Source organism: Alsobacter sp. R-9 (genome assembly GCF_054612375.1).
Window position 1 is genome coordinate 457,020 of record NZ_JBTSWJ010000003.1, and the last position, 21,281, is coordinate 478,300.

The window sequence follows — 21,281 nt, forward strand, 5'->3', positions numbered from 1 at the left end:
GGCGACCCCGTTTCCGTGCGCGTTCCGGTGGGGCCGTTCAGGCGGCCACGGACTGCAGCGCTTCGACGACGTCGTCGACGACCCGCTCGACGAGATCACGGTCGTCGCCTTCCGCCATGACACGGATGACCGGTTCGGTGCCGGAGGGCCGGATGACCAACCGTCCACGCACGCCGAGCCGCTCGCGCGAGGCGTTGATGGCGCTCACCACCGCTCCGGCCTCGAGCGGCTGGCCGCTCTTGAACCGGACGTTCTTGAGGATCTGCGGCAGCGGCTCGAAGCAGTGGCAGACCTCGCTCACCGGCCGGCCCTGCGCCTTGACCACTGCGAGCACCTGCAGCGCCGCCAGCAGTCCGTCGCCCGTCGTCGTATAGTCGGACAGGATGATGTGCCCCGACTGTTCGCCGCCGAGGTTGTAGCCGTGCTCGCGCATGTGCTCGAGAACGTAGCGGTCGCCCACCGAGGTGCGCGCCAGCGACAGCCCGAGATCGCCGAGGAACCGCTCCAGTCCGAGGTTGGACATCACGGTGGCGACCACGCCGGGGCGGGTCAGCCGGCCGTCGTCGCGCCAGCTCTTGGCGACGACAGCCATCAACTGGTCCCCGTCCACGAGGTGTCCCTTCTCGTCGATGATGACGACGCGGTCGGCGTCGCCGTCGAGCGCGATGCCGATGTCGGCGCGCAGCTCGCGCACCTTCCGGGCCAGCGCGTCGGTCGAGGTCGAGCCGACATCGCGGTTGATGTTGAAGCCGTCCGGCTCGACGCCCATGGAAACGACCTCGGCCCCGAGCTCCCACAGCGCCTCCGGTGCAACCTTGTAGCCGGCGCCGTTGGCGCAATCGACGACGATCCGCAGGCCATCCAGGTCCATGTTGCGGGGCAGGGTGCGCTTGGCGAACTCGATGTAGCGCGCATGGACGCTCTCCACGCGCTTCGCCCGGCCGAGGGCGGCCGAGGCGGAGAGCCGGTCCGTCAGGTCGGCGTCGATGAGCGCCTCGATCTCGTGCTCCGTCTCGTCGGAGAGCTTGAACCCGTCCGGCCCGAACAGCTTGATGCCGTTGTCGTGGTAGGGATTGTGGGAGGCCGAGATCATCACGCCGAGGTCGGCGCGCAGCGAGCGGGTGAGCATGGCGACGGCCGGCGTCGGCATTGGTCCGAGCAGCAGCACGTTCATGCCGACCGAGGTGAAGCCGGCCACCATCGCGTACTCGATCATGTATCCCGACAGCCGCGTGTCCTTGCCGATCACCACCCGGTTGGGGTGGTCGCCGCGCTGGAACGCCAGCCCCGCTGCCTGCCCCACCTTCAGCGCGAGCTCGGGCGTGATGACACGGTTGGCGAGGCCACGAATGCCGTCGGTACCGAAGTATTTCCTGCTCATTCCTGCCTCATGGTCGGGCGCTGATGCGGGCGGCCGCGGGCCGGCCCTGCATCCGGGAAGACGGAGATGTCCCCGGATCATCGGTCGAAATCGTTTATCATCAATTGGCGGCGTGCGGGAGCAACCCGGTCTTCACCAAGTCTTACAGGCTGAAACACGGCGCCGGAACGAAAACGCCCCGCATTGCGGGGCGTCTGTCGGTCCGCTTCCGGCGAAGGCCGTCAGGCCTGAGGCTGCGGCTCCATGCCGGCATCCGGCTCCTGGCGCGGCCGGCCCTTGCCGGCGGTCGGCACGGCAGGGGCCGAGCGGGACGGCGGGTCGTCGGGCATGTCGCGCACGGGAGGCTTTCCCTTGAGCAGGTCGACGATCTCCTCGCCGGAGAGCGTCTCGTACTCCAGCAGGCCCTGCGCCAGCGACTCCAGGTCGTCCTTCTTGTCGTTCAGGATCCGGGTCGCCTCGCTGTAGCCCTCCTCGACCAGGCGCCGCACCTCGGCGTCGATCTTCTGCGCCGTGGCCTCGGAGATGTTCTGCTGCCGGGAGACCGACATGCCGAGGAACACCTCGTCCTGGTTCTCGCCGTAGGCCACGGTGCCGAGTTCGCTCGAGAATCCCCAGCGCGTCACCATCATGCGGGCGAGGCGCGTCGCCTGCTCGATGTCGGAGGCGGCGCCCGAGGTCACCTTCTCCGGACCGAACACGATCTCCTCCGCCACGCGGCCACCCATCATGATGGCGAGGCGGGAGGTCATCTGCTCGTAGCTCATCGAGAGCTTGTCGCGCTCGGGCAACTGCATGACCATGCCCAGCGCGCGGCCGCGAGGGATGATCGTCGCCTTGTGCACGGGATCGGTGGCCTTGACGTTGAGCGCGAGGATGGCGTGGCCGGCCTCGTGGTAGGCGGTCAGGCGCTTCTCGTCGTCGCTCATGACGAGGGTGCGCCGTTCGGCGCCCATCATCACCTTGTCCTTGGCGTCCTCGAACTCCTTCATCGTCACGATGCGCTTGCCGCGGCGCGCCGCGAGCAGCGCTGCCTCGTTGACGAGGTTCATCAGGTCGGCGCCCGAGAAGCCAGGCGTGCCGCGCGCGACCGTCTTGAGGTCGACGTCCGGCGCCAGCGGCACCTTGCGGACATGCACGCGCAGGATGCGCTCGCGGCCGACCACGTCCGGATTGGGCACGACGATCTGCCGGTCGAAGCGGCCGGGGCGCAGCAGCGCCGGGTCCAGCACGTCCGGACGGTTGGTGGCGGCGATGAGGATGATGCCCTCGTTGGCCTCGAAGCCGTCCATCTCGACGAGGAGCTGGTTCAGCGTCTGCTCGCGCTCGTCGTTGCCGCCGCCCAGCCCGGCGCCGCGGTGCCGGCCGACGGCGTCGATCTCGTCGATGAAGATGATGCAGGGCGCGTTCTTCTTCGCCTGCTCGAACATGTCGCGGACACGGCTCGCACCGACGCCGACGAACATCTCGACGAAGTCGGAGCCCGAGATGGTGAAGAACGGCACGTTCGCCTCGCCGGCGATGGCGCGGGCGAGAAGCGTCTTGCCGGTACCGGGAGGGCCGACGAGCAGCACGCCGCGCGGGATGCGCCCGCCCAGGCGCTGGAATTTCTGCGGATCGCGGAGGAACTCGACGATCTCCTGCAGGTCCTCCTTGGCTTCCTCGACGCCCGCGACATCCTCGAAGGTGACGCGGCCATGCGCCTCGGTGAGCAGCTTGGCCTTCGACTTGCCGAAGCCCATCGCCTTGCCGCTGGCGCCCTGCATCTGCCGGGACAGGAAAATCCACGCCGCGATGAAGACGATCAGCGGCATCCAGTTCACGAGCAGCGCGAGGAACCATGGCAGGTTTTCCTGCTGCGGCTTCGCGGAGAAGTTGATGCCCTTCTGGGACAGGCGCTGCACGAGCGTCGGGTCGTTGGGCGAGTAGGTCTGGAACTGGCGGCCGTCCGAGAGCTGTCCGTGGATCTCGGGCCCCTGGATCACCACGTTCGAGACGCGCCCGGCCTCAACCTCGTTGATGAAGCTGCTGTAGGGCATCTCGTACGACGCCGTCCGCTGGCCCGGATTCTGGAACAGGGTCACCAGGGCGAGGACGAGCAGGAAGATGATCACCCAGAGGGCGAAGTTGCGGACGTTCGGGTTCATTACCGATCGGTCGCCTTGGTCGGCCCGGGACAGCGCGACGCCCCGGACGGGTTGAATAAATGCAATCTAGGTCCGCGGCCACCGTCTGCCAAGTCAGGCAAGAGGCGGATGCGGGCCCGACGGCCGGTCGAAGGGCGGGGGCGCCGCCCGCCAGTGCGCGAAAGATCGGTGTCCGTCGCCAAACGGAGCGCAGATCGATCTCGTCGCACTCCCTTATGTCGCAAATGTGTTGAAGGCGAGTGTGCAGAAGCGGCCGGCCCGCCATGTCGTCCCGTCACGCGATGGAGCCGCGCCCGCGCCGCCTCGGTCCTTCGGGGCGAAGGCGCAGGTTGCCGTCCCGGTCGAGCTCCACGATGTGGCCGGCCGCGGTGCGGCGCAGCGTCATTCCAGCGTCGCGCGCCTCCCGAAGCTCCGCGATGAGCCGCTCCAGCCTCTCGAGTCTGGTCGCCGTCGGACCGCCGAGCTGTGTCTGCAGCACCCTGATGACGATGTCGTCCGGATGATCGAGAACGTGGCGGTCGAAGCCCCGGTCATGTCCGAGGCGATGTCGCTCCTGCACGTCGCTGGCTGCGCCGGCCAGCGCCTCGTCCGCCCGCGCGGCGCGCTCGGCCAGTTGCACCAGACGCTCCCGTGTCAGGCCCAGGGCCTCGAACCGTGGCATGGCGGCGCGCAGGCGGCCCCGCTCGGTGCGTGGGCTCGCGTTTCCGGGATCGGTCGCGAAGGGGAGGCCGAGCGCCTGCGCGGTGGCGACCAGCCGTGCCTTCGTCCAGCGCAGGCACGGGCGCGCGACACCCAGGTCCCTTTCGATTGCGCGCCATGGGCGCATGCCGGCGAGCCCCGCCGGGCCGCTGCCGTGGAGCAGCCGGGCCAGCACCGTTTCCGCCTGGTCGTCCGCATGGTGGGCCGTGACGATGGTCCGGGCGCCGCAGTCGCGCGCCACCGACGCCAGGATGGCGTATCGGGCGGCACGGGCCGCCTCCTGGATCCCCGTGGCGGGCAGTGGCGTAGTGACGGGATGCGATGTCGCAGGGAGATCGAGTTTCCCGGCCTCGTCGACGACCATGAGTGCTTCGCCGGCGCTCTCGGGGCGCAGCCTGTGGTCGACGCAGCAGACGTTGAGCCGGGGGCCGCGATCGAGCCCGCGGCGCCATCGGGCCATGAGCCCCATCAGCGCCATCGAATCCGGGCCGCCCGAGACGGCGAGGAGGAGGGCGTTCTCGGTGCGAAGGGAGGAGAATGCCGCAGAGGCCTCGGCCTCGCCGATGGGCTCGACGCCCTCCATCGGCTCAGCAGTTGCCGCGGCGCTGCTCGCGATCCACGCCCGCCTTCAGCTCGGCCGAGGCCGACGGGTACTTCCGCCCCACCTCCGCCAGCGTGGCACAGGCCTGCTCGGGCTGGCCGATTCCGCGCAGCGACAGGGCCATCTTGTAGAGGCTGTCGGGAGCCACGGGGGACGAACCGAAGGTCTTGTAGACCTTCAGGTACTGCTCGATCGCATCGGTATACCGGCCGCGCCGGTAGTAGGTCTCGCCGAGCCAGTAGGTGGCCTGCGGGGCCATGCGGTCGCGCGGCCAGGTCTGCAGGAACTGGCGGAAAGCCTGCTCGGCCTGGTCGTACTGGCGCTGCAGCACCAGTCCGTAGGCGATGTCGAAATCGTCGCGCGCCGTGCCCGAGCCCGAAACGGCGACGGGCGTCGGCGCGGTCGCCTGCCGGCCTGCCGTCTGCGGCACGGCGGCGGGCGGCGCCGGGAGGGCGGGGGCGGGGAGGGCGCCCGAGGGCAACCCCGGCGCCGGCAGGCCGCCGGCGCGGCGCGACAGGTCGAGCGGGCCGGTCGGCTCCTCGTCGTCGGCCATGATGTCCTCGATGCCGGGCTGGATCGGGCCGCGGGCGATCGTGGCGGTCTCTCCCGCCGAGCCCAGGACGCGGGGCGCACCGGGGGCATTGGGTTGCTGCGACGGATCGAAGGCGTCGCCGCGCTTCTGCGGCTGGGCGGCGGGCGGAGCGGCGGGGGCCGGCGCCGGCCGGGCGGGAGCGGCGGCCGGGGGTGTCGCGGCACCGGAGGCCACGCCGGGGCGGGTACCCTTGTTCAGGTCCTGGAAGCGGAACTCCACGTCTTCCTGGAACTTGCGCAGCTGTTCCTCCAGCCGGCGGTTCTGGAACTGCAATTGCTCGATCTGCCCGGAGAGTTGCCGTACCTGGCCTTCGAGCCGGTTGACCCGCACGAGCAGTTCCGCGGCGTCCTGCGCCATGGCGGCCGCAGGGGACAGGGCAAGGACGAGAACGGCGACGGCACGCACGACGAAGCGGTTCATGGCGGCTGTGTCTTCAGGCTCCGGATGACGAGACGTCTACCATGGGACCACTTGCGGACCAAAATGTGTCGAAGGCAGAAAAACGCAAACCGGCGCCCGATGGGCGCCGGCCGCGATTGCAGGATCGAAAGGAACGGGGACGTCAGGAGCCCGCAGCGCCGCCCAGGACGGTGACCGCCCGGCGGTTCTGCGACCAGCACGAGATGTCGTCGCAGACGGCAACCGGCCGCTCCTTTCCGTAGGAGATCGTCTTGATCCGGCCGGCGTTGACGCCCTTCGAGACGAGATAGTCGCGGGCGGCCTGGGCGCGTCGGGCGCCGAGGGCGAAGTTGTACTCGCGCGTGCCGCGCTCGTCGGCGTGGCCCTCCATGGTGATGGCGTAGCGCGGATACTGGTTGAGCCAGGTCGCCTGCTTGTCGAGGGTCGCGGTCGCCTGGGGCGTGAGGTCGCTCGAATCGGTCTCGAAGAACACGCGGTCGCCGACGTTCACGACGAAATCCTGTGCGGAACCTGGGGTACCGGCGCCGCCGGCCCCGAACGCGCCGGCGCCGCCGGCCGCGCCGTCGGCGGCCTTGTTCGACGAGCAGGCGGCGAGCGCGAGCAGGGCCGCGAAGGCGACGGCCATTCGGACGGAGGTCCGGGAATTCACGATCATCGAGGGGGCTCCTGGCCTTGAATACGTGGTTCGACCCTTAGGCCGGCAGGGTTAAGCGAAGGTTCCATCAACCTTTCCGAAGGGTTTTCGCCCGCTGTGGCATTCGAGCGATTGCCGCCATGGTTAACGGACGATGAATGGCAAAACTGCGGCACTTCTGGCCGTCACGGCGTGACCTCGGCGGCTTCGCAGGACCAGAAAACGAAAAAGGGCCGGGAAAACCCGGCCCTCGTCACTCCGCAACAGTTGCATGAAGGTGCATGGACAGGAGGCTTGGCCCGTCCGCGTTCACTCCTGCGTCTTCAGCTGCTTCAGCTTCGCGAAGACGCTGGCGACGTCGATGTCGTCCTCCTCGGTCTTCTCCTTGGGCGCCGTCAGGTTGGCGAACGGCTGGGCCGGCGCCTCGCGGGCGGTCGTCACCTCGGCGGGCAGCAGCGTCTGGCCGGACTCCTCCGCCACCTGCGGACGATCCTTCGCGGCGCGGCCCACCTCGAAGTCGAGGTCGATCTGCGAGCACAACCCCAGCGTGACGGGATCCATCGGCGCCAGCGTCGCGGCGTTCCAGTGCGTCCGGTCGCGGATCTGCTGGATGGTGTTCTTGGTCGTGCCGACGAGACGCATGATCTGCGCGTCCTTCAGCTCCGGGTGGTTGCGCAGCAGCCACAGGATGGCGTTGGGCCGGTCCTGGCGGCGCGACAGCGGGGTGTAGCGCGGGCCCTTCTTCCGCTTCTGCTCAGGCAGGCGGACGGTCGAGGCCTGGAGCTTCATCCGGTAGCCGGCATCCTTCTCCGCCTTCTCGATCTCGTCCCGGCTGAGCTGCCCGGCGACCGTCGGGTCGAGCCCCTTGATCCCTGCCGCCACCTCGCCGTCGGCAATGCCCTTCACCTCCAGCGGGTGGAGCTTGCAGAAGTCGGCGATCTGGTCGAACGACAGCGCGGTGTTGTCGATGAGCCAGACGGCGGTCGCCTTCGGCATCAGCGGTCCAGTGCTCATGGTCCATCTCCTTTGGCGGGCCGCGGGGCGCGGTTCCGGTCGTTGCGTCGGGACGGCAGCCCGCGGGCAAGGGTTCCCGTTCTCCGACCGGGCCTTTCGGCCGGAGCCCCTGCGTCGCATGACTGACGGGAAACTGCCGCTCATATAGAGCGAACGGCGCCGCCGCGCAATTCGGCCGGTGGACGATCGTCGACCGGGGAGCGAAGACCCGCTCAGGCCCCGGTCGTCAGGACGATCTTCCCGATGTGGGCGCTGGATTCCATGAGCGCGTGGGCCCTGGATGCGTCCGCCAGCGGGAAGGTCGCATGGATGACCGGCTTGCAGCGCCCGTCGGCAAGCAGAGGCCAGACCGCCTCGCGCAGCGCCGACGCGATCGACGCCTTCTCGGCGACCGAGCGGCTGCGCAACGTCGATCCGGTATGGGTCAGGCGCTTGAGCATCAGCCGACGGAAGTCGACTTCCGCGACCGACGGCCCCTGGAAGGCGATCTGCACGATCCGGCCGTCCACGGCCGCCGCCTCGTAGTTGCGCCCGATGTAGTCGCCCCCGACCATGTCGAGGATGACATCCACGCCGCGGCCCGTGATGGCCTTGCAGCGAGCGACGAAGTCCTCCTCCCGGTAGTTTACCGCGTGGTCTGCGCCGAGCGCGATGCAGGCCTCGCACTTTGCCTTCGAGCCGGCCGTGACGATCACGCGCGCTCCCTTGGCCTTCGCGATCTGGATGGCGGTGGTGCCGATGCCGGAGGACCCGCCGTGCACGAGCAGCCATTCGCCCGGCCGCAGCCCGCCGCGCTCGAACACGTTCGTCCAGACGGTGAAGTAGGTCTCGGGGATGGCCCCCGCCTCGACGTCCGACACGCCGGCGGGCACGGGCAGGGCGTTGCTCTCGTGGACGCAGCAGAACTCTGCATAGCCGCCGCCCGCGACAAGGCCGCACACCCGGTCACCGATCGCATGCGCCGTGACGCCGGTGCCGACGCCCACGACGGTGCCCGCGATCTCGAGCCCCGGGATGTCGGAGGCGCCGGGCGGCGGCGGGTAGAGGCCCTTGCGCTGCAGCACGTCGGGTCGGTTGACGCCTGCTGCCGAAACCCGGACCAGGACCTCGCCCGGTCCCGGTGCAGGCATGGGGCGCGTTTCCGGCACGAGGACCTCCGGCGCTCCGGGCGCCTTGATGCCGATGGCGGTCATGGTGGCGGGAAGGGACGCGGTCATGCGGTACTCCGGCGTTGCTGCGGCGTCTTGTAGCCGTCCGGCGGCTGCCCCACCATAGAACGGAAAGGACGCTCCTGCGGGAAGGCGACCGAAACGAGAGGATGAGCCATGGCCGAACCCTTCGAGGATCTCCCGAAGCCCAAGCCGGCGCGGCACGCGCTCGGGGAGGATCTGGCCCTGCTATCCGTCGACGAGCTGGACGAGCGGATCGGGCTCCTGAAGGCCGAGATCGTGCGGCTGGAGCAGGCCCGGGAGGCCAAGCGCGCCTCGCGACAGGCGGCAGACGGCTTCTTCAAGCGATAGTCGTCAAGTCGCAGCTGCACTTTTTTGTGACCGAATTCGTGCAAATTCGACTCAAGCGCGAAATGTTAAGGTTGCATTAGGCTTTCGGGCGCATTGAGGAGATGTCCAGAATCCCTCTGGATTGAGTGGCTCCTGTCCACTCTGTTTGACGCCTCCCTGTTATCAAACTTCACAAGCCGCCCTCGGGCGGCTTTTTTTCGGTCCGATTGCTATCCGGAGAGGGGAAGACCCCGCGTTGCCATGCGCGCGGCGGCTCCGCCACGCACCTGCCGGCGGCGTGCCGCAACTTCACCGTCATTAGGGTTAACGGTACGTTACCCGCGCGGGGCCGCAGCCGTCCCTGTATCGTGCAATTCGACCCGGACAGGAACCGTGACGGCATTGCGCGCCGCGGGCCGGGTGCGTGGAGAGTGGCGTTGAGCAGCGATAGTGCACCCGAACGAGCGGCCGAGGCGCCGATTTCCTTTGGCGCGACCTTTGTGAACTCGGATGCGTTCCGGGCCCTCTTCCGCGAAGGCATGGGCCTCGTGGAGACCACCGCCGCCTATCTGGACGGGCCCGGACGAGAGGAATCGAAGTCGCTGCCGCGCATGCTGGCGCTGGCCTATGCCAGCGAGAGCATGCGCCTGACCACGCGGCTCATGCAGCTGGCCTCCTGGCTGCTCCTGCAGCGCGCCGTCGCGGAGGGCGAGATGTCGCCCGACGAGGCCCGCCGGCAGAAGGAGAAGGTGCGCCTCGCGCAGCAGACGCCCATCAACGGACCTGACGCGATCGAGGCGCTGCCCGCGACCCTGCAGGACCTCATCGCCCAGTCGCTGCGGCTGCAGGCCCGCATCAAGCATCTGGACGACCTGATGGACGGCCCGCCGCCGGCCGAGGAGATTCCGGTCGGGAACCCGGTCCACGCCCACCAGCGACTTCTGGCGACCGCCTTCCGGGCCTGAGCCGGCGACGCCTGCTCGCGCCGGGCACGGGCGCCGCGTCTTTGGCGCCTTTCGACGTTCTCGTCAGATGACCGCGCGCGGGCAAGCGCCCGCGCGGAACGGTCGTCGGCCTGTCACGCGGCGGCGGTCGCCGCGGGCGAGAAGCGCCCGTAGAACGTCTCGCCTCGCTTGGCCATCTCCTTGAGAAGCGCGCAGGGCGCAAAGCGCTCGCCGTGGCGCGACGCGAGGTCCTCGCACAAGGCGACGAAAGCCTTCGCACCCATCCCGTCGATGTAGGAGAGCGTGCCTCCCGTGTAGGGCGCGAAACCGAACCCGAGGATCGAGCCGACGTCGGCCTCGCGCGGGTCGGTGACGATGCCTTCCTCCACCGTGCGGGCCGCTTCGACCGCCTGCACCACGAGGAAACGGTGCTTCAGTTCGGCGACGTCGATCGTGTCCGGATCGAGCGCGGCGCCCGCGACGTCCCGAAGCCCGGGCCAGAGGGTTTTCGGGCCCTTCTCCGGATAATCGTAGAAGCCCTTGCCGTTCTTGCGGCCGAGCCGGCCGTGCGTCTCGACCATGGCCGTCAGGATTCTCTCCTGAACAGGGTCAACCGCGGCGGGGCCCAGCTGCGTCTTCGTCGCGCGGACGATGCGCAGGGCGAGGTCGACCGCGACCTCGTCGTTCAGGGACAGCGGGCCTACGGGCATGCCCGCCATCCTGGCAGCGTTCTCGATCATCGCCGGCGGAATGCCCTCCGCCAGCATCAGGTGGCCTTCCCGGAGATAGGCCCCGACGCAGCGGTTGGCGTAGAAGCCGCGACCGTCGTTGACCACGATGGGCGTCTTGCGGATCGCGCGCACGTAGTCGAGAGCGGTGGCGAGCGCCCTCGGCCCCGTCTCCCGGCCCATGATGACCTCGACCAGCATCATCTTCTCGACCGGCGAGAAGAAGTGAATGCCGATGAAGTCCGCCGGCCGGGCAAAGGCCCTGGCGAGCCCGCTGATCGGAAGGGTCGAGGTGTTGGACGCAAAGACCGTGTCGGGCCGCATCGCCGCCTGCGCGCGGCCGATCACTTCCGCCTTGACCGCCGGGTCCTCGAAGACCGCCTCCACCACCAGGTCGCAGCCGGCGAGCAGCCCGTAGTCGGCCGACGCCGTGATGCGGGAGAGCAGGGCGTCGCGGTCGGCGGTTTTCGCGCGGCCCTTCATGACCTGGTCGGTCATCAACTTGTGCGAGTGAGCCTTGCCCTTCTCGGCCGTCTCCGCGTCCCGGTCGATGAGCACGACCTCGATCCCGGCCTGCGCGGTGACGTAGGCGATCCCCGCGCCCATGAACCCCGCCCCCAGCACGCCGACGCGCTTCAGGCTGGTTGCAGGCTCGCCGCGCGGGCGGCGCGCACCCTTGTTCAGCTCCTGCATCGAGAGGAACAGCGTGCGGATCATCGCCGCCGCCTCCTTCGACTGCAGGATCTTCGCGAACCAGCGGCTCTCGACGCGCAGCGCCAGGTCCATGGGCAGCTGCAGGCCCTCGTAGACGGCATGCAGGATTGCCTTCACGGCGGGGTAGTTGTCGTAGGTCTCGCGCCGGTAGATCGCGTTGGCGGGCGGCCACGTCATCATCCCCGCCGGCGAATAGACCTTGCCGGACGGCGCGCGCCAGCCTTCGGCGTCCCAGGGCGCCACGCCCTTGCCGCCGCCGAGGATCCAGGCCTTGGCGCGGGCCACGATCTCGCCGCGCGGCGCCACGTCATGGACGAGACCCATCGACTTCGCCATGGCCGGGCGCAGCTGCTCGCCCTTGAACAGCATCTGCAGCGCGTCGCCCGTCTGCATCAGGCGAGCCACGCGCTGCGTGCCGCCCGCGCCGGGGAAGAGGCCGACCTTCACCTCCGGCAGCCCGACCCGCGTCGCGGCGTCGTCGGCGACGACGCGGTGGTGGCAGGCGAGCGCGAGCTCGAAGGCGCCGCCCAGGCACACGCCCCCGACGGCGGCTGCGAACGGCTTCCCGCAGGTCTCGAGGCGTCGGTAGAGCAGGCTCAGCCGACGGCTCTCCTCGAACAGGTGGCGGGCCGCCGCCTCCTGTCCCTGCTCGCGGGCGAGCTTCGCGACGGCGGCGCCGAGGCTCTGCAGCATCGACAGGTCCGCGCCGCCGGAGAAGCTGTCCTTCCCCGACGTGATCACGCACCCCTTGATGGCGTCGTCACCGGACACCCGGTCGATCAGGGCGGCGAGTTCGTCGATCACCTGCGGCGTGATGACGTTCATCGAACGTCCGGCCATGTCCCAGGTCGCCAGCGCGATTCCGTCGCCGTCGACCTCGATGCGGAAGGCGGTGTCCTGCATGGTCGTTCTCCCGCTCAGACGCGCTCGATGATGGTGGCGGTGCCCATGCCCGCGCCGATGCACAGGGTGACGAGCGCGGTGCTCTTGCCCGTGCGCTCCAGCTCGTCGAGGGCCGTGCCGAGGATGATCGCCCCCGTGGCGCCGAGCGGATGGCCCATGGCGATGGCGCCGCCGTTCACGTTCACCTTCGCCGGGTCGAGGTCGAAGGCCTGCAGGAAGCGGAGCACCACGGCGGAAAACGCCTCGTTCACCTCGAAGAGATCGATGTCCGACAGGTTCATGCCGGAGCGTTTCAGCACCTTGCGGGTCACGTCCACAGGACCGGTCAGCATCAGCGCCGGCTCGGATCCGATGTTGGCAAAGGCCCGGATCCGCGCCCGCGGCTTCAGGCCGGCGGCGCGGCCGGCCTCGGCGCTGCCGACCAGCACCGCGGCCGCGCCGTCGACGATGCCGGACGAGTTGCCGGCGTGGTGCACGTGGTGGACGCGCTCCAGCTCCGGATGGGCCTGCACGGCGACGGCATCGAACCCGCCCTGGTCCCCCATGACGGCGAAGGAAGGCTTGAGCGATCCGAGCGACTGCATGTCGGTGCCCGGGCGCATGTGCTCGTCACGGTCCAGCAGCGTGATGCCGTTGACGTCGCGCACTGGCACGACCGAACGGGCGAACCGCCCGTCCTCCCACGCGGTCGCGGCGCGGCGCTGGCTCTCCACGGCGTACGCGTCGACGGCGTCGCGCGAGAACCCGTACTTGGTGGCGATGAGATCCGCCGACACGCCCTGCGGCATGAAGTAGGACTTGATCGCGATGGAGGGATCGACGGGCCACGCCCCGCCCGAGGCGCCGATGCCCACGCGGCTCATGGATTCCACGCCTCCGGCGACCGCCATGTCCTGCTGGCCCGCCATCACCTGCGCCGCGGCAAAGTTCACGGCGTCGAGTCCGGAGGCGCAGAAGCGGTTGATCTGCACGCCCGGCACGCCATTGCCGTAGTCCGCGACAAGGGCCGCCATGCGCGCGATGTCCCCGCCGGCCTCGCCGACCGGGTCGACGCAACCGAGAACGACATCGTCGACCAGGCCGGTGTCGAGGTCGTTGCGCTCGCGCAGCGCCGTCAGGGTCTGGGCGGCCAGCGACAGCGCGGTCACCTCGTGCAGCGAACCGTCGGGCTTGCCCCGCCCGCGCGGCGTGCGCACCGCGTCATAGATGAAGGCCTCGGCCATCGCGTCCTCCCAACGGCGTTTCGTCGTTTCCGTCACTCAACCATGATGCGCGGCATCGGCCAACCGGAGGCTGCCGCTCAGAACGCCTCGGCGGGCAGTGCCATCACGGCGTCTGCGCCGGCCGTGATCCGGGCGAGCTGGGCGCCCGTCTCCGGCAGGATGCGCTCCATGAAGAAGCGTGCCAGCACCAGCTTGATGTCCATCGTTTCGGCGCTCGCCGGATCACGGGCCTTCCGGGCGAGGGCCGCTTCCGCCATCCGAACCCACATGGTGCCCATGGCGACGAGGCCCATCATGTGCATGTAGTCGGTGGAGCCCGCCGCGGCGTGGTCCGGGTTCTTCATGCCGTTCTGCATGAACCACATCGTGGCCTGCTGCAGTTGCCCGAGCGCCGCGAGGACGGGCGCGGCCAGCGGGTTCAGGGTCTCGTCGCCGGTCTTGTCCTTGAGATAGGCGGCGGTCTCCCCGAAGAAGGCCATCACGGCACGGCCGCCGTCCTTGGGCAGCTTGCGGCCGACGAGGTCGAGCGCCTGGATGCCGTTGGCACCCTCGTAGATCATGGCGATGCGGGCATCGCGCACGAATTGCTCCATCCCCCACTCGGCGATGTAGCCGTGCCCGCCCAGCATCTGCTGCGCCATGACCGTGTTGGCGAAGCCGAGATCGGTGAGAACACCCTTGATGACCGGCGTCATGAGGCCGAGTCGGTCGTCTGCCGCCTGCACGGCGGCTGCATCGCCGCTGCGATGCGCGACATCGCTCTGCAGGGCCGTGGCGATGACAAGCGCGCGCCCCGCCTCGTTGATCGCGCGGATGGTCATCAGCGTGCGCCGCACGTCCGGGTGGACGATGATGGGGTCGGCCGCTTTGTCCGGCGCCTTGACGCCGGTAAGGGAACGACCCTGCAGCCGCTCCCGGGCGTAGGCGGCCGCGTTCTGGTAGGCGACCTCGGAGAGCCCCAGGCCCTGGATGCCGACTGCGAGGCGCGCCTCGTTCATCATCACGAACATCGCGTTGAGGCCGCGGTTCGCCTCGCCGACGAGCCAGCCCGTCGCGCCGTCGTAGTTCATCACGCAGGTGGCGTTGCCGTGGATGCCCATCTTGTGCTCGAGGGAGCCGCAGCCGACGGCATTGCGGGCACCGCTCGTGCCGTCCTCGTTGAGGAACCGCTTCGGCACGAGGAACAGCGAGATGCCGCGGGTGCCTTCCGGCGCGCCCTCGATGCGGGCGAGCACGAGGTGCACGATGTTCTCGGCGAGGTCGTGGTCGCCGGCCGAGATGAAGATCTTCGTCCCGCTGATCCGGTAGCTGCCGTCCGGCTGGGGCACGGCCCTGGTGCGGATGAGACCGAGGTCGGTGCCGCAGTGCGGCTCGGTCAGGTTCATCGTGCCGCAGAAGCGGCCCTCGATCATCGGCGGCAGCCACGTCGTCTTCTGCTCCGGCGAGCCGTGGCGGGCAAGGGCGGCGATCGCTCCCATCGTGAGCCCGGGGTACATGCCGAGCGCCACGTTGGCCGACGAGGCGAACTCGTTCATCACGGCCGTCAGCGTGTAGGGCAGCCCCTGGCCGCCGTACTCCGCAGGGGCCGAAAGGCCGACCCATCCACCCTCCGCGTAGGCCCGGTAGGCATCCGGGAAGCCTTTCGGCGTGGTGACGCTGCCGTCCGCGTGCCGCGTGCAGCCTTCCACGTCGCCGGTCCGGTTCAGCGGTTGCCAGACCTCCTCCTGGAGGCGCGCGCCCTCGGCGAGGATCGCGTCGAGGGTCTCCCCCGCAATGTCGGCGAAGCCGGGCAGGTTCGCATAGCGCTCGATGGCGAAGACGTCGCGAAGGAGGAATGTCACGTCCGCGACGGGAGCCTTGTAGACGGGCATGGGCCGACCTTTCGAATATGGTTCATATATAAACGATCGGTCGAGCCGCGCAAGCGTGAGCAGGTCGCGGCGGTCGCGCTTTCCTGTGTCCAGCCATTGCGCCGGGACGGTCGCCGGATGGGGAAGGGGCTGCCTCGCAAGGTGGCCGCACGCGGGAAAGGCGCTCCGGATGAACCGGGTTCCCCAGGCGATGGTTGCAAATTTATGAACGTCCAGACAACGAAACTTAACCCTCTGTTTACCATAAACCTCAACAGTCGGCGCCGAGGCCGGGCTCTCGTGGCGCGGCCGTGCGCCGGCTCCCCGAGCCGGCAGGGACGCGAGGCAGGGGCGGGGCATGTCGTCCGGAACAGGCGCGATGAAGATGCCGTGGAGCGTGAAGGGCGTGGACGTCCAGGCACGCGACGCAGCCAAGGAGGCCGCGCGCCGAGCGGGGATGACGCTCGGCGAATGGCTGAACACCGTCATCGCCGAGGAGGCTGCCGGTCCGGCGGCACCGGCTCGCTCCGGCCGCAAGGGACACGATCTCCGCGAACTCGCCGAGCGCCTCGCGCGTCTCGACCGGGCGGCTGCCGATACGGCCGTCGCGGCACAGACCGCCCAGACCGATCTCGAATCCGTCCTGCGCCGCGCGATCGCCGATACCTCCCGCCGGGCCAACGCTGTCGAGGAGCGGACGGCCGGCGCGCTCGACGCCATGGTGCGCTGGATGGAGCGCGCCGACGAGAAGCGTCGCGAGGAGGTGGGGCTCATCGCCGCTGCGCAGGAGCGGACCTCGACTGCCCTGCGCGATGCGTTGTCGCTCGTCACGTCGCGCATGGACTCCATGGAGCGCACGCTGGCAGAAGGCGGCGACGCCGGCCTTCGTGCCGCCGTCGTGCGGTTGGAGAAGCGCATCGACGTGCTCGATGCCAGGGAAGCGGCCGGCGCCGTGCCGCCCCGCATCGAGGCTTCGCTCCGCGATCTCGAGCAGCGGCTCGTCGCCGTGGCCGAGCGGTTCGATTCGCGCGGACCGGTTCGCGGCGAACAGGCCGATCGCATCGCCACGATCGAAACGGCTCTCTCCGCGATCCTCGAGCGCCTCGACATGGCCTCGGACGAGGAACCCGCGACGCCCGACGCCTATCCCGCGGTGCCAGGAAACCTCGACGAGGCCATGGCCCAGATTCGCGCCAGGCAGGCTGAACTCGAGGGCCGGCCACGCCGAGCCCCGCAGTCGGCGCCTGCCGACGCTCTCGTCGCCTCCCTGAAGGGCGACATCGCGCAGCTCTCCGCCCGCATCGACGACCTGCGGCGGGCATCCGCCACCTGGGCCGCCGCCGGAGAGCATCGCGAGCGCGCCGACGTCGCCACCCTGCGCGGCGACCTTGCCGACCTCACGACGGCCGTGAAGGCCCTCGCGCCGCAGTCGCGCCTTGACGCGATCGAGCACAACCTCACCGGCCTCGCGGCCGGCATCGAGGCGTTGCGGGCGAGCCTGCCCGCCCGCCAGGACACTGGCCCGTTCGACGCGCTGCGTGCCGAGATCACCACGATGGGCGAGGCGCTCGCCCCGCTTCGCTCGCTTTCCGACCTTCGCGCCGACATCGCCGCCCTGGACCGTCGTCTCGATCGCGCCCAGGCCAGCGACGAGCCGACCGCGATCGCCGCGATTTCCGACGAGATCGCCGGCCTCAAGGCCGGTGTCGCGGAGGCTGCCGGCGGCGTTGCTGCCGTGGGACAGCTCGAGCGCCGGCTCGACTCTCTCGGCGAGACAATCGAGCAACTGCTCACGCGTCGCGAGAGCGAGGGCACCGCGGCCCTCCAGGCCGTTGCGCAGGATATTCGAGATGCCCTCGCCGGAATGGCGGCGCCGGACCTCACGGCCGTCGAGAGCCGCCTGAAGTCCATCGAGGAGCGCGTGTCACAGCCGGCGGCGCCTGCTGCGGTGGCAGACACGTCCGCGCTGGAAGGCTTGATCCGCGGCCTCGGCGAGAAGATCGAGGCGGCCGGCCGGCCTGAGGCCAGCCCCTCGCACTTCGACGCTCTCGAACGCCAGCTCGCGGCGATGACCGAGGCGCTGGGGCGCAACGACGAGAGCCTGACCGCGCTTCAATCCATGGAGCGCTCGATCACCGAGCTCTTTGCCCGCATCGAGGAGACACGCGCGGCCACCGTCTCGGTCGCCGCCGAGGCCGCCGAGACCGCGGCCAGCCGCGTGGCCGAGTCCGTTCTCACGCTGCCCGAGCGGGACGACCGCACGGGCGAGGCGATGGACGCCGTGCAGGCCACGCTCGGGCGGATCGTCGAGCGGCTTGCACGCCTCGAGAACACCATCGAGACCCGTCGCGACGGCGAAGAGACGCTCGTGCTCTCCCAGCCCGTCGCGCCTGCACCCGCCGGGCCGAGTGTCGCCGAGAAGATCGCCGCCGCTGCCGCTGCCGCGAGGGCCGCCCGCGACTCCGAGCCGCCCGCGCGCCCGGCGACCCGACTGCAATCCTCCGTGCCTCCCGCCGCGACGGTCGAGGCGCCGCGGGTCGAGGCAGTCCCGCCCGCCCCTGTCGGCGCGGCTGCGGCTGCCCAGGCCGCCGAACCCGCCGAAAGCTCCGCCGACCCCGAGGAAGAGGCCAGGCAGCTCGTCGCCGCCGCCCGTGCGTCCGCCGAGCTGGCGCTCGAAGTCCTCGCCGTCGAGCAGGCGCAATCGATGGCAGTGGCCTCCGCTATTGCGTCCGTGCCACCCGCCCTGTCCGGCGATCTCGACGACCGGCCGCTGGAGCCAGGGACCGGCAGGCCCGTCCCGATCCAGGCCGAACTGCCGGCCGAGGAGCCGGCCGTCGAGCCTGAGCCGGCCCGCAACAGCTTCATCGCCGCGGCCCGTGCCGCCATGGCGAAACCGTCAGGCAAGAGCGCGCGCGCCAAGGCGGTGGCCGCCGATGCCGGGACGCTGGCGGCGGATGCCGTCGCCCCCTCGTCCGGCGGAGCCCTCGCGGCCCTGCGCGCGACGATCGAACGCCGGCGCCGTCCGATCCTGCTCGGTCTCGCCGTCGTGGTGCTCGCGGTCGGCACGGCACACGTCGTTCGCAACATGCTGGTTCCCAAGGCGCCGGTGCTCGAGGGCGTCCCGACGGCTCCCGCGGAGCCTCCCCGGCAGGATCCTCCGTCGACCGGGGCGATTCCGCCCGCGGATCCGAAGACCCCGCTGCCGCTCGCGGTCCCCTCCGAGGCGCCTGCGGGCAGCTTCAGCCGCGACGTTCCGGCCACCCCGCCGACCGACGGCTTTGCTCCTTCCCGCAAGGCTGAACCGGACACCGTGGGGGCGCTCGGCAGCCAGCCCGTGCTTCCGCCGGTGCCCTCGTTGACAGACCCTGTCCCCGCCGGGGGCTCGCAGCTCGGCGACGTGGCGCGGGCCATGCTCCCGCCGGGCCTGCAGAAGGCCGCCTCCGCCGGCAACCCCGCGGCCGCCTACGAGGTCGGGATGCGGATGATCGACGGCCGCGGCCTGCCGAAGGACCCGGCCCAGGGCGCCCGCTGGCTCGAGAAGGCCGCGTCCGCCGGGCTGGCCCCCGCCGAGTATCGGCTCGGCAGCCTGTATGAAAAGGGCACGGGCGTCCCTGTGGATCTCGCCAAGGCGCGCGAGTGGTATGCCCGCGCCGCCGGGAAGGGCAATGCGAAGGCGATGCACAACCTCGGCGTCCTGATCGCGGATGGCGGCGGAGACAAGCCGGACTATGCGTCCGCCGTAGCGTGGTTCAGGCGGGCCGCCGAACTGGGCGTCCGCGACAGCCAGTACAATCTCGCCATTCTCGCCGCTCGCGGCCTCGGGATGAGCCAGAACCTCGGCGAATCCTACGTCTGGTTCTCGATTGCCGCGACCCAGGGTGACGAGGACGCCGCGCGCAAGCGGGACGAGGTGGGGGCACGCCTCGACGCTGCGGCGCTCGCGACCGCCAAGGCGACCGCTGCCGGCTTCCAGCCGCGCAAGCAGGATGCCGCGGCCAACGACGTCGCGATGCCGGCGAACTGGGAGGACGTGGTTCCCGCCAAGGAGGGCAAGAAGGCGCGCAGCTGAGGGCGAACCCGCGCCCCGGCGCCAGCGCTGCACTTCGCGCGGGGCCGCCGCGACAGCCTGACGGTTGACGGCAGGGCCCCTGACAGGCCCCATGGCGTCCGCCCGAGACCGCCCACCGGCCCGACGAGGAACCGGCCGTGCAGATCTACCTTCCCATCGCCGACATGCCGATCAGCATCTTCCTGGTGCTGGGCCTGAGCGCCGCCGTCGGCTTCATCTCCGGCATGTTCGGGGTCGGCGGCGGATTTCTGCTGACGCCCCTGCTCATCTTCATCGGAGTGCCGGCGGCCATCTCCGTCGCCACCGTGTCCACGCAGATCACGGCGTCGTCAATGACCGGCGCGCTGGCCTACTGGCGACGCCGTGCCCTCGATGTGAAGCTGGGAACGCTCCTGCTGGCGGGCGGGCTGATCGGAACGCTCCTCGGCGTCTGGTTCTTCAACGCCATGCGCCGCATCGGCCAGCTCGAGCTCGTCATCATCCTGTCCTACATCGTGCTGCTGGGCGGTGTCGGCGGGCTGATGCTGGTGGAGAGCCTCAAGGCCATGTGGGCCGGGCGGAAGGGCGCCGTTCCGCCACGCCGCAGCGGGCCGCACCACCCCTGGTACTTCGGCCTGCCGCTGCGCATGCGGTTCCACCGCTCCAAGCTCTACTGCTCGATCATCCCGCTCGCGGTCCTGTCCGTCATCATCGGGTTTCTCGGGGCCGTCCTGGGCATCGGCGGCGGCTTCCTGATTGTTCCGGCGCTGCTCTACCTCTTCCGGGTCCCCACGGCCGTGGTCGTCGGCACCTCGCTCTACCAGATCCTGTTCACGATGGTCGCGGCGACGGTACTCCACGCCGTCACCAACCAGGCCGTCGACGTGATCCTCGCGTTTCTCCTGGTCCTCGGCGGCGTGTTCGGTGCGCAGTTCGGCGCCCGCGCGGGCCGCAACGTGAAGGGCGAGCACTTCCGGCTCCTGCTCGCGCTGATCGTGCTCGCGGTGGGCGTGCGCTTCCTGGCCGAGGCCACGATCCGGCCGGCAGACGTCTTCTCGCTGGGTGCGACGGAGCTGCGGCAGTGATGCGTGACTGGCGCGCGGCATTGGTGCTGATGCTCGCCGCAGGCGCGGCCGCACCGGCGCGGGCCGAAGCGTTGATCGTCTCGCTGTCGAGCCACCATGTCCGCATCACGCAGACCTACACCGGCGCGGAGCTCGTCATCTTCGGCGTTATCACGCGGGACCGCGCCAGCATCGCCCGCCAGGGGCCCTACGACGTCGTCGTGACGGCCAAGGGTCCTGCCGGGAACATGACGGTGCGCGAGAAGGTCCGCTTTGGACCGATCTGGGCCAATCTGGAACAGCGCAAGTTCGGAGCGCTGCCGGTGACGCTGGCGGTCCTGTCGACGCGGCCGATCGACGACATCGCCACGCCTGACCTGCGCCAGCGCTACCGCATCGGCCTCGACGCGCTCATACCGCGCCCCGGGCTGGGCACGCCCGACGACGACGATTTCCGCAATGCCCTGCTGCGCCTGCGGAGCGAGGCGGGCCTGTACGTCGAGCGCGGCGACGCCGTGACCTTCATTGCACCCGACATCTTCCGCGCCCCGGTCCCGGTGCCCTCGACAGCGCCCGTGGGGACTTACGAGGTCAACATCGCGCTGCTGGCCGACGGCGTCCAGATCGCGCAGGAGACCACCAACTTCGAGGTGTCGAAGGCGGGGTTCGAGCAGGTTCTCTACCAGTCCGCCCGGGACCGCCCGTGGCTCTACGGGGCCGGAACCGCGTTCATGGCGGTCGTGATGGGCTGGCTCGCCTCGATGATCTTCCGGCGGGACTGAACCGGCCGCCCCGCGCGGTCGCATAAGGATGACCTGCGCAT

Annotated in this window: 15 protein-coding genes; 5 read left to right on the top strand and 10 right to left on the bottom strand. The window is 70.0% G+C overall.

Features of this window, described 5'->3' with window-relative positions:
• Positions 1 to 37 precede the first annotated feature (37 nt).
• The 7 genes from glmM to ACX9GQ_RS07715 all read right to left on the bottom strand — a co-directional run bounded on the left by glmM (position 38) and on the right by ACX9GQ_RS07715 (position 8,702).
• Positions 38 to 1,381 carry a phosphoglucosamine mutase gene (gene glmM, locus ACX9GQ_RS07685; protein ID WP_459628916.1) on the bottom strand — a complete coding sequence of 448 codons (1,344 nt, stop codon included), beginning with the start codon at positions 1,379 to 1,381 and terminating at the stop codon, positions 38 to 40.
• Positions 1,382 to 1,602: 221 nt separating this feature from the next.
• Positions 1,603 to 3,525, bottom strand: a complete 1,923-nt coding sequence (gene ftsH, locus ACX9GQ_RS07690) for an ATP-dependent zinc metalloprotease FtsH (RefSeq protein ID WP_459628917.1) — start codon at positions 3,523 to 3,525, stop codon at positions 1,603 to 1,605.
• Between the two features lie 274 nt (positions 3,526 to 3,799).
• Positions 3,800 to 4,807: a tRNA lysidine(34) synthetase TilS gene (gene tilS / locus ACX9GQ_RS07695; protein ID WP_459628918.1), complete on the bottom strand. Its 1,008-nt coding sequence runs from the start codon at positions 4,805 to 4,807 to the stop codon at positions 3,800 to 3,802.
• A 4-nt stretch (positions 4,808 to 4,811) separates the two neighbouring features.
• Complete coding sequence (gene ybgF / locus ACX9GQ_RS07700) at positions 4,812 to 5,837, bottom strand: tol-pal system protein YbgF (RefSeq protein WP_459628919.1); 1,026 nt, start codon at positions 5,835 to 5,837, stop codon at positions 4,812 to 4,814.
• Positions 5,838 to 5,979: 142 nt separating this feature from the next.
• Positions 5,980 to 6,492 carry a peptidoglycan-associated lipoprotein Pal gene (gene pal, locus ACX9GQ_RS07705; protein WP_459628920.1) on the bottom strand — a complete coding sequence of 171 codons (513 nt, stop codon included), beginning with the start codon at positions 6,490 to 6,492 and terminating at the stop codon, positions 5,980 to 5,982.
• A gap of 288 nt (positions 6,493 to 6,780) precedes the next feature.
• Positions 6,781 to 7,485 (bottom strand): DUF1013 domain-containing protein, encoded by a 705-nt coding sequence (locus ACX9GQ_RS07710; protein WP_459628921.1) that lies wholly within the window; start codon positions 7,483 to 7,485, stop codon positions 6,781 to 6,783.
• Between the two features lie 212 nt (positions 7,486 to 7,697).
• On the bottom strand, positions 7,698 to 8,702 hold the full coding sequence (locus ACX9GQ_RS07715; RefSeq protein WP_459628922.1) for an NAD(P)H-quinone oxidoreductase: 1,005 nt from the start codon (positions 8,700 to 8,702) through the stop codon (positions 7,698 to 7,700).
• Positions 8,703 to 8,810: 108 nt separating this feature from the next.
• Here ACX9GQ_RS07715 and ACX9GQ_RS07720 point away from each other — a divergent pair, with 108 nt between their 5' ends.
• Together ACX9GQ_RS07720 and rcdA are read left to right on the top strand one after the other, a co-directional pair.
• On the top strand, positions 8,811 to 9,005 hold the full coding sequence (locus ACX9GQ_RS07720; RefSeq protein ID WP_459628923.1) for a DUF1192 domain-containing protein: 195 nt from the start codon (positions 8,811 to 8,813) through the stop codon (positions 9,003 to 9,005).
• A 410-nt stretch (positions 9,006 to 9,415) separates the two neighbouring features.
• Positions 9,416 to 9,949 carry a protease adaptor protein RcdA gene (gene rcdA / locus ACX9GQ_RS07725; RefSeq protein ID WP_459628924.1) on the top strand — a complete coding sequence of 178 codons (534 nt, stop codon included), beginning with the start codon at positions 9,416 to 9,418 and terminating at the stop codon, positions 9,947 to 9,949.
• Between the two features lie 113 nt (positions 9,950 to 10,062).
• On the opposite strand, the gene ACX9GQ_RS07730 is transcribed toward rcdA, so the two are convergent.
• The 3 genes from ACX9GQ_RS07730 to ACX9GQ_RS07740 form a co-directional block, all read right to left on the bottom strand.
• The gene (locus ACX9GQ_RS07730; protein WP_459628925.1) at positions 10,063 to 12,273 is read right to left on the bottom strand and encodes a 3-hydroxyacyl-CoA dehydrogenase NAD-binding domain-containing protein; all 2,211 of its coding nucleotides are present in this window, start codon (positions 12,271 to 12,273) and stop codon (positions 10,063 to 10,065) included.
• Between the two features lie 14 nt (positions 12,274 to 12,287).
• Positions 12,288 to 13,496 (bottom strand): acetyl-CoA C-acetyltransferase, encoded by a 1,209-nt coding sequence (locus ACX9GQ_RS07735; protein ID WP_459628926.1) that lies wholly within the window; start codon positions 13,494 to 13,496, stop codon positions 12,288 to 12,290.
• Between the two features lie 77 nt (positions 13,497 to 13,573).
• Positions 13,574 to 15,367, bottom strand: a complete 1,794-nt coding sequence (locus ACX9GQ_RS07740) for an acyl-CoA dehydrogenase C-terminal domain-containing protein (protein ID WP_459628927.1) — start codon at positions 15,365 to 15,367, stop codon at positions 13,574 to 13,576.
• Between the two features lie 337 nt (positions 15,368 to 15,704).
• Between ACX9GQ_RS07740 and ACX9GQ_RS07745 the strand changes: the two genes are divergently transcribed.
• The 3 genes from ACX9GQ_RS07745 (at position 15,705) to ACX9GQ_RS07755 (ending at position 21,240) form a co-directional block, all read left to right on the top strand.
• Positions 15,705 to 19,415, top strand: coding sequence for an SEL1-like repeat protein (locus ACX9GQ_RS07745; RefSeq protein ID WP_459628928.1), 3,711 nt, complete (start codon positions 15,705 to 15,707; stop codon positions 19,413 to 19,415).
• 137 nt (positions 19,416 to 19,552) lie between these two features.
• Positions 19,553 to 20,479 carry a sulfite exporter TauE/SafE family protein gene (locus tag ACX9GQ_RS07750; protein ID WP_459628929.1) on the top strand — a complete coding sequence of 309 codons (927 nt, stop codon included), beginning with the start codon at positions 19,553 to 19,555 and terminating at the stop codon, positions 20,477 to 20,479.
• Positions 20,479 to 21,240 carry a TIGR02186 family protein gene (locus ACX9GQ_RS07755; RefSeq protein ID WP_459628930.1) on the top strand — a complete coding sequence of 254 codons (762 nt, stop codon included), beginning with the start codon at positions 20,479 to 20,481 and terminating at the stop codon, positions 21,238 to 21,240. The genes ACX9GQ_RS07750 and ACX9GQ_RS07755 overlap by 1 nt, the downstream gene beginning before the upstream one ends.
• The last annotated feature ends 41 nt before the right edge of the window (positions 21,241 to 21,281 follow it).

Excerpts from the sequence above, each read along its gene's own strand:
- ACX9GQ_RS07715 (WP_459628922.1), bottom strand. The coding sequence starts at position 8,702 with ATGACCGCGTCCCTTCCCGCCACCATGACCGCCATCGGCATCAAGGCG.
- ACX9GQ_RS07730 (WP_459628925.1), bottom strand. The coding sequence starts at position 12,273 with ATGCAGGACACCGCCTTCCGCATCGAGGTCGACGGCGACGGAATCGCG.
- ACX9GQ_RS07740 (WP_459628927.1), bottom strand. The coding sequence starts at position 15,367 with ATGCCCGTCTACAAGGCTCCCGTCGCGGACGTGACATTCCTCCTTCGC.
- ybgF (WP_459628919.1), bottom strand. The coding sequence starts at position 5,837 with ATGAACCGCTTCGTCGTGCGTGCCGTCGCCGTTCTCGTCCTTGCCCTG.
- ACX9GQ_RS07745 (WP_459628928.1), top strand. The coding sequence starts at position 15,705 with ATGTCGTCCGGAACAGGCGCGATGAAGATGCCGTGGAGCGTGAAGGGC.
- ACX9GQ_RS07755 (WP_459628930.1), top strand. The coding sequence starts at position 20,479 with ATGCGTGACTGGCGCGCGGCATTGGTGCTGATGCTCGCCGCAGGCGCG.
- ACX9GQ_RS07735 (WP_459628926.1), bottom strand. The coding sequence starts at position 13,496 with ATGGCCGAGGCCTTCATCTATGACGCGGTGCGCACGCCGCGCGGGCGG.
- ftsH (WP_459628917.1), bottom strand. The coding sequence starts at position 3,525 with ATGAACCCGAACGTCCGCAACTTCGCCCTCTGGGTGATCATCTTCCTG.
- glmM (WP_459628916.1), bottom strand. The coding sequence starts at position 1,381 with ATGAGCAGGAAATACTTCGGTACCGACGGCATTCGTGGCCTCGCCAAC.
- tilS (WP_459628918.1), bottom strand. The coding sequence starts at position 4,807 with ATGGAGGGCGTCGAGCCCATCGGCGAGGCCGAGGCCTCTGCGGCATTC.
- pal (WP_459628920.1), bottom strand. The coding sequence starts at position 6,492 with ATGATCGTGAATTCCCGGACCTCCGTCCGAATGGCCGTCGCCTTCGCG.
- ACX9GQ_RS07720 (WP_459628923.1), top strand. The coding sequence starts at position 8,811 with ATGGCCGAACCCTTCGAGGATCTCCCGAAGCCCAAGCCGGCGCGGCAC.
- ACX9GQ_RS07710 (WP_459628921.1), bottom strand. The coding sequence starts at position 7,485 with ATGAGCACTGGACCGCTGATGCCGAAGGCGACCGCCGTCTGGCTCATC.